This window comes from Streptomyces sp. NPDC048415 (assembly GCF_040651675.1).
Taxonomy (GTDB): Bacteria; Actinomycetota; Actinomycetes; order Streptomycetales; family Streptomycetaceae; genus Streptomyces.
The window spans coordinates 1-7253 of sequence record NZ_JBEZKJ010000182.1 but is presented as its reverse complement, the minus strand read 5'-3'; the positions used below and the strand labels follow the sequence as shown (position 1 = coordinate 7253).

The 7253-nt window shown below is 71.7% G+C and carries 9 protein-coding genes; 4 read left to right on the top strand and 5 right to left on the bottom strand.

Features of this window, described 5'->3' with window-relative positions:
* On the bottom strand, window positions 1-269 hold a 269-nt coding region (locus AB0D27_RS44730), incomplete at its 3' end, for a nicotinate-nucleotide--dimethylbenzimidazole phosphoribosyltransferase (RefSeq protein ID WP_362521249.1).
* A 151-nt stretch (window positions 270-420) separates the two neighbouring features.
* Between AB0D27_RS44730 and AB0D27_RS44725 the strand changes: the two genes are divergently transcribed.
* A complete protein-coding gene (locus tag AB0D27_RS44725; RefSeq protein ID WP_362521246.1) occupies window positions 421-1485 on the top strand; it encodes a class I SAM-dependent methyltransferase in 1065 nt (354 codons plus the stop codon).
* A 7-nt stretch (window positions 1486-1492) separates the two neighbouring features.
* On the opposite strand, the gene AB0D27_RS44720 is transcribed toward AB0D27_RS44725, so the two are convergent.
* On the bottom strand, window positions 1493-2692 hold the full coding sequence (locus AB0D27_RS44720; RefSeq protein ID WP_362521244.1) for a bifunctional adenosylcobinamide kinase/adenosylcobinamide-phosphate guanylyltransferase: 1200 nt from the start codon (window positions 2690-2692) through the stop codon (window positions 1493-1495).
* A 327-nt stretch (window positions 2693-3019) separates the two neighbouring features.
* Between AB0D27_RS44720 and AB0D27_RS44715 the strand changes: the two genes are divergently transcribed.
* Complete coding sequence (locus tag AB0D27_RS44715; RefSeq protein WP_362521241.1) at window positions 3020-3232, top strand: hypothetical protein; 213 nt, start codon at window positions 3020-3022, stop codon at window positions 3230-3232.
* Window positions 3233-3292: 60 nt separating this feature from the next.
* Here AB0D27_RS44715 and AB0D27_RS44710 read toward each other — a convergent pair whose 3' ends face one another.
* The 3 genes from AB0D27_RS44710 to AB0D27_RS44700 form a co-directional block, all read right to left on the bottom strand.
* Window positions 3293-4366, bottom strand: coding sequence for a trypsin-like peptidase domain-containing protein (locus AB0D27_RS44710; RefSeq protein WP_362521239.1), 1074 nt, complete (start codon window positions 4364-4366; stop codon window positions 3293-3295).
* A gap of 60 nt (window positions 4367-4426) precedes the next feature.
* Window positions 4427-5128: a methyltransferase domain-containing protein gene (locus AB0D27_RS44705; protein WP_362521236.1), complete on the bottom strand. Its 702-nt coding sequence runs from the start codon at window positions 5126-5128 to the stop codon at window positions 4427-4429.
* An 83-nt stretch (window positions 5129-5211) separates the two neighbouring features.
* Window positions 5212-5838 carry a DUF3043 domain-containing protein gene (locus AB0D27_RS44700; RefSeq protein WP_362521235.1) on the bottom strand — a complete coding sequence of 209 codons (627 nt, stop codon included), beginning with the start codon at window positions 5836-5838 and terminating at the stop codon, window positions 5212-5214.
* 246 nt (window positions 5839-6084) lie between these two features.
* On the opposite strand from AB0D27_RS44700, the gene AB0D27_RS44695 reads away from it, so the two are divergent.
* Window positions 6085-6876, top strand: coding sequence for a PspA/IM30 family protein (locus tag AB0D27_RS44695; RefSeq protein ID WP_362521251.1), 792 nt, complete (start codon window positions 6085-6087; stop codon window positions 6874-6876).
* A gap of 30 nt (window positions 6877-6906) precedes the next feature.
* Window positions 6907-7185: a hypothetical protein gene (locus AB0D27_RS44690; RefSeq protein WP_362521232.1), complete on the top strand. Its 279-nt coding sequence runs from the start codon at window positions 6907-6909 to the stop codon at window positions 7183-7185.
* Window positions 7186-7253 lie beyond the last annotated feature (68 nt).

The window sequence follows — 7253 nt, the reverse complement described above, 5'->3', positions numbered from 1 at the left end:
TTCGGGGCGGCGGCGCCCGCGGGCCGCGCCGCCACGCCGAGTCCGGCGACCCCGTGATCGCCCGCGAACAGCACCACGCGCGGGTGCTCGATCGGCCGCACCGGCACCGCGGACTGTGCCGCCGCCAGCCACTCACCCAGGTCGTCGAGGCGGCCCAGTGACCCGGGCGGCACGATCTGGCGCTCCCGGCGCGCCTCGGCGTCACGGCGTACGCCTCCGTCGGGGCGCTCGATCAGATCGGTGAAGTCGTCGAGATTAAGCGAGCTCATTCGCCGAACAGTACCGGCAGCGATCGAACACGTCCGAGCCACGTCGTTGCGCCCCGGATCGCGATCGGATACGTACCGTTTGTATCGGATTGTCGTACGGTCCTGCCCCCCCCGCATCACCCCGTGGCCCCCGCCGTCCCCAGGAGCGCCCATGCCCCCCACCCCGCAGTCGATCACCGAGCGCCGCGCCGTCTACGCGGCCGAACTCGCCCAGGGCACCGACCGCTTCCACGAGCCGCGCCGGCACGACTGCCCCTGGTGCGGTTCGAGGCGGCTGCGCACCCGGTTGCGCACGCCGGACCTGATGCAGCGCAAGCCCGGCACGTTCGTCGTCGACGAGTGCGGGGACTGCGCCCACGCCTTCCAGAACCCCCGGCTCACCGCGGAGGGTCTTGCCTTCTACCACCGGGACTTCCACGAGGCACTCGACGGCGTCACCGACCGGCTCCTCGCCGCCCGCGGCAGCCGCGGGCGCCACCGGGCCGCCGCCCGCGCGATGCTGTCGTACGGCGAGCCGGAGAGCTGGCTGGACGTCGGCACCGGGTACGGACACTTCCCGGCCGCCGCCAAGGAGATCCACCCGTACACGGCGTTCGACGGGCTCGACCCCACGCGGCGCGTCGAGAAGGCGCACGCGGCCGGGCGGGTGGAGGAGGCGCACCTCGGCCGGCTCACCGATCCCCGCGTCGCCGCGCGGCTGCGCGCCCGCTACGACGTGGTGAGCATGTTCCACCACCTGGAGCACACGCCCGACCCGCGCGAGGAACTGCGCGCCGCCCTGGCGGTGCTGCGACCCGGCGGCCACCTCCTCGTCGAAGTCCCGGACCCGGACTGCGTGTTCGGCGCGCTGCTGGGCAAGTGGTGGGTGTCGTACGGCCAGCCGCGCCACCTCCACCTCATGCCGCTGCCCAATCTGCTGCGCGAACTGGAGTCGCTCGGCTGCGAGATCGTCGCGACGGACCGCCGCGAACCGCACATCCCGTACGACCTCTCGGGCGCCCTCGCGCTGGCCCTCGGCCGCGTCCTGCCCCACCTCGACGCCCCTTGGCGCCCCACCCCGCCGACCCCCCTCCAGCGCCGGCTGCACACGGCCCTGACCCGGACGTCGGCCCCCCTCCTGGCCGCCACCTCAGCCCTGGACCACACCCTCGCCCCCCTCTTCCGCCGCACCCGCTTCTCGAACGCGTACCGCGTCATCGCCCGGCGCCCGGCGTGAGCCGGAGTCACCCCCGCAGAACCACCGCCTGCCCCGCCACCACCAGCAGCACGTGCTCGCACTCCGCCGCGAACCCCGCGTTCAGACGGCCGAGTTCGTCGCGGTAGCGGCGGCCCGACGCGGTGGCGGGGACGATGCCGGAGCCGACCTCGTTGGAGACGGCGACGACGGTGCGGCGGGTGCGGCGGACGGCGGCGGTGAGTTCCTCCACGCGGGCGCGCAGCGCGCGTTCGCCGCCGCCGGCCCACTCCGCGTCGTCCCAGGCGTTCGCGGTGTCCATCGCGTCCGTCAGCCACAGCGACAGACAGTCGATGAGCAGGGGAGGGCCGTCGTCCTCCAGGAGGGGGACGAGGTCGCAGGTCTCGGTGGTGCGCCAGGAGCCGGGGCGCCGCTCCCGGTGGGCGTGGACCCGGGACGCCCACTCGGTGTCCCCGTTGCGCGAGCCGCCCGTCGCGACGTACAGCACGTCGGGGAAGGCCTCCAGGCGCCGCTCGGCCTCGACGGACTTGCCCGAGCGCGCGCCGCCGAGCACCAGCGTGCGGCGGGGCACGTCCGGTACGTCCTCATAGACGCCCACGTCGAGCGTCGTCCCGTCCGGCACCGCCCGCGCGCCGGCCGCCGCGAGCCGCCGCCGCAGTTCGGGCCCGGGGGGCACGTCGTGATCGAGGTGTACGGCGATCACGTCCGTCGTCGGCCCGACGGCGCCGACGGCGCGCAGCTTCGCCAGTCCGTCCGGCCGCCCCACCACATCGGCGAGCACCATGGCGTACGAACCGCCGCTCTCGTCAAGCCCGGCGGGCGCCGCGCCCGGCGGGAGATAGAGCAGCCGCTGCCCGTCCGGCCCGGTCACCGCGTACCCCGTGCCGGGCGCGTCCATCGGCACCGCCCGCACCCGGTGCCCGGTCAGCAGCGCCAACTCCCGCCCGTCGGGCACCCGAGCGGGCCCCGGCAGCCCGGCCGGCACCTCGACCGCGGGCCCGTCGTGCGGATGCGAGAGCAGCACCTGTCGTACGCCGCCCAGTGAGTGCCCCGCGCGGGCGGCCGCGAACGCCGCGCCGGGCGTGAGGTCGAGCAGCAGCGTGCCGTCCACGAGCAGCGCGGTGGCGGCCCGCGCGTTCTCGCCGAGCGCACTCGCACACGCCGCGCAGGGACAGTCGGGGCGGGGCAGGCCCTCGGGGGCGCCGGTGCCGAGCAGAGTCAGTTCCACGGGGTTGATTTTCGCGTGTCCCCGCAGGTCTTGCGCGTCCGGCTAGGCCCTGTCGTCAAATTTCCGCCGTCCGCCCGCGGTCCGGGCCTCGCGGCGTCATGGGGGTCTCCCCCCGACCGAGCGAAGCCGAGCGTGGGGGAGCGTGCGATGACAAGGCGCCGGAAAGTCCTCGTAGCGCGGCTGCCAGGCCTTTCCGGCAACGCGGCGAGCGTGCGTGCCAGGCGTCGCGAGGCAGGCGGAAATTTGACGACAGGGCCTAGGCTTCTGACCGGAGCCGGATCTTGTCCGGCTCTCGCTGTGCAGTGTGCTCATACCTTGGAGGCGTACATGGCGGCATGGACGTGGCGGTTCGAGAAGTCCGACGGGACAGAGGTCCAACCCGCGGTGCAGCCCGAGGAGTTCACCACCCAGGGGGACGCGGAGTCCTGGATCGGCGAGGTGTGGAAGGACCTCCTGGAGGGCGGCGCGGACCAGGTGTTCCTCTTCGAGGACAGCACGAAGATCTACGGGCCGATGAGCCTGCACGCCGACCCGGAGTAGGCCGGTCGGGGGCGCCGGGGCCCGTACCCCCCGGCACCCCACCCCGCGCCCGGCGAGCGCCTACTGCTCGCCCAGCGTCACCTCGACCGTCTTCTCGTTGCCGCCCCTCGTGTACGTCACCTTGGTCTTGTCGCCCGGCTTCTCGGAGGCGAGTGCCTCGGAGAGTGAGGTGATCGTGGTGATGTCGGTCGTGCCGAGCCCGATGATGATGTCGCCGGGCATGATGCCCGCCTTGTCGGCCGCGCCGCCGCTCTTCACCTCGACCACGGCGACTCCGGCGGCCTGGTAGTTGTCGTTGACGACCGTACGGGCGGTGATGCCCAGCGCGGCGCGCCCCGAGTCGGTGACCTTGCCGTTCTTGACGATCTGGTCGGCGATCGTCTTCACCGTGGACGCGGGGATCGCGAAGCCGATGCCGGGCGCCGCGCTGCCCCCGAGGTCAGGGTCGGTGGCGGCGAGTGTGGGGATGCCGATGACCCGACCGTCGAGGTTGACCAGGGCGCCGCCGCTGTTGCCGGGGTTGATCGCCGCCGAGGTCTGCACCATGTTCGCGATGGTGGCGCCCGTACCGCCCCCGGTGTCGCCCTCGCTGACGGTGCGTCCGGTCGCCGACACGATGCCCTGGGTGACGCTGGACGACAGCCCGAGCGGCGACCCCATCGCCAGCAAGATCTGGCCGACCTCGACCTTCGAGGAATCCCCGAAGGCCGCCGCCTTCAGCCCTCCGGGCAGCTTGTCCAGCTTGATGACGGCGAGATCCTGGTCCGGATAGGCGGACACGAGCGTCGCCGACAGCACGTCCTCGCTGTTGGCGGTCGTGACCTGGAACTTCTTCTCGTTGCCGACCACATGGGCGTTGGTGACGATGTGTCCTTTGTCGTCGTACACCACCCCCGACCCCAGATCACTCCTCGCCTGGATCTGTACCACCGACGGCAGGACGTCCTTGATCACCTTCAGGTACTCGTCCTGGAGATCGTGGGCCGCCGCGGGCGCCGCCGCCCGCGTGGTCGTGGCGCCGTCCTTCGTGGACGGCGAGGAGCCGACCGTGCAGCCGGAGAGCAGGGCGGCGAAGCAGGCGAGGACGGTTACGAGCGCAAGGAGTCGCAAGGTACGGGCACGGGAAGCATCCATGCCCGAAGTGTCCCTTTCCGGGGGACGCCGCGACCTGTGATGCGCACCCGAACGGGTCGTTCAGCCCCGCACTCCGCACAGGTGCAGCAGCGCGGCCACCTGGCGGTAGGGATCCGTCCGCCCGGCCCGCTCCTCGGCGGCGAGCAGCGTTTCCAGATCCGCGGGAGCCGCCGCTTCGTCGGCCGCCGTGTCCGTGAAGACCCGCACCCCGTACCAGGCGTGCAGGGGTGCCCCGATCCCGGCGAGCGCGCCCGTCAGCGTGGCGAGCCGGTCGGCGCGGACGTCTAGGCCGAGCCGGTTGGTGTACGCGGTGGTGTCGAACGCGGCCAGCGTCGCCGCCCACTCCCCGGACAGCCCGGGCCGCATGGCCAGCGCGTCGGCGTTCCGTACGAGCAGCGAGAGCAGCCCGCCCGGGGCCAGCATCCGCGCCAGGCCCGCCAGCAGCGCGTCCGGCTCCTCGACGTACATCAGTACGCCGTGGCACAGCACCACGTCGAAGCTGCCCGGCAGGAAGTGGACGCCCGTCTCCCGGCCGTCGCCCTCGATGAGGCGTACCCGGCTGCGGATGCCCTCGGGCTCGGCGGTCAGCGCCTGCCTGGCCACGGCGAGCATCGTCGCGTCCTGCTCCAGGCCGGTCACCTGATGCCCGGCCCGGGCCAGCCGCAGCGCCTGCGTGCCCTGGCCCATCCCGACGTCGAGGACCCGCAGCCGCTGACCCACCGGAAACCGCCCGGCTATCTGCTCGTCGAGCTGCCGGGCCACCAGCTCCTGTCGTACGACATCACGCAGCCCGCCCAGCTTGTTCAGCCACGCGTCTGCCGCGCCCCCGGTGAAAGAGGTTGTGCTCAGGGCCGCTCTCCGCGCTTGACCTGCGGCTTCGGCAGCCTGAGGCGACGCATCTGGAGCGTGCGCATGAGCGCGTAGCGGACCGCGCCCTTCTTGTTCGCGTCGGGGAAGCGCGCGTTCAGCTGCTTGTTGAGACGCATCGCGATGGCGATCGAGTCGACCACGATCATCACGATCACGATCAGCCACAGCAGCAGCGCGATGGTCTGCAGCGAGCCGACCCGCACCATGCTCAGCACAAGGATGATCACGGCCAGCGGCAGGAAGAACTCGGCGATGCAGAACCGCGAGTCCACGAAGTCGCGGGCGAACTTGCGCACCGGCCCCTTGTCGCGGGCGGGCAGATAACGCTCGTCACCGCTGGCCAGCGCCTGGCGCTGCCTCTCCAGCTGGGCGCGGCGCTCGTCGCGCTGGCGCTTGCCGGCCTCCTTGCGCGTCGTCGGCGTGTTGGCCACGCTGCGACGCTGGGTCTGGGCCTCACTGCGCTTGGGCGTGGGGCGGCCCTTCGGGGCCTGCGGGTCACGGGTCTGCTTGGAGAGGGTCACCTGCGCCTTGTCGGCGGGGGCCTTCTCTTCCTTGGCACGGCTACGGAACACAAAACCCAAGGGTACGGGGTGCGGGGGCATGGACGTCGTTCGAGTGGGGAACGATCCGGCAACGCCGTACGTCTGTAGTGGGACAGAGGGGACGTTGCGCACAGGCGGACCCCGAGTGTCACCTACTCCCTACGCCGGAGCGGTGTCATCCGCAGTCGTCCTTGGGGATGAGCGCATCCGTCCCCGAACAGTGCGGTAATGGATGCAGGGCCCGTACTGTGGGTTCTGTTGCAGTACCTGGAGCTGGAGTCCGTCAGAAGGGGGCGCGCGAAGCCCATGAGCGGTGTCATGAAGCGTATGGGGATGATCTTCCGCGCGAAGGCGAACAAGGCCCTTGACCGGGCCGAGGACCCGCGCGAAACCCTCGATTACTCGTACCAGAAGCAGCTGGAACTGCTGCAGAAGGTGCGCCGCGGCGTCGCGGACGTGGCGACGAGCCGCAAGCGCCTGGAACTGCAGCTCAACCAGCTCCAGAACCAGTCCACCAAGCTGGAGGACCAGGGCCGCAAGGCGCTCGCGCTCGGCCGCGAGGACCTGGCCCGTGAGGCGCTCTCGCGTCGCGCCGCCCTCCAGCAGCAGGTCACTGACCTGGAGACGCAGCACCAGACTCTCCAGGGCGAGGAGGAGAAGCTCACCCTCGCGGCCCAGCGGCTCCAGGCCAAGGTCGACGCCTTCCGCACCAAGAAGGAGACGATCAAGGCGACGTACACGGCGGCGCAGGCCCAGACCCGCATCGGGGAGGCCTTCTCCGGCATCTCCGAGGAGATGGGCGACGTCGGCATGGCCATCCAGCGTGCCGAGGACAAGACCGCGCAGCTCCAGGCGCGGGCAGGAGCGATCGACGAACTGCTCGCCTCCGGGGCCCTCGACGACCAGTCCGGGCTGGCCAAGGACGACATCCAGAGCGAGCTGGACCGGCTCTCCGGTGGTACGGATGTAGAGCTGGAGCTGCAGCGGATGAAGGCGGAGCTGGCCGGTGGATCGCCGCAGCAGGCGATCGAGGGTGGCACGGGTCAGTCCCAGTCCCAGTCGCAGCCCCAGGACACCCCACGCTTCGACAAGCAGTGACCGACTGGTCCCACGCCTGAGGAGGGCGACATGATCGTACGGATCATGGGGGAGGGGCAGGTGAGGCTGGACGACGGCCACCTCACCGAGCTGAACAAACTGGACGACGAGCTGCTCGCCGAAATGGAGAGCGGCGACGAGTCCGGCTTCCACCGCACCCTGGCCGCCCTCCTGGAAGCGGTCCGCCGCCTGGGCGATCCGCTCCCCGACGACGCCCTGCAACCCTCGGAACTGATCCTCCCGTCCCCGGACGCGACCCTCGACGACGTCCGCGAGATGCTGAGCGACGACGGCTTGATCCCGGGCTGAGATTTAGCCCGTCCGGCGTTTGAGGACGAGCGCGAAGCGCGATACGGGGGGTCTGGGGGGGCGGAGCC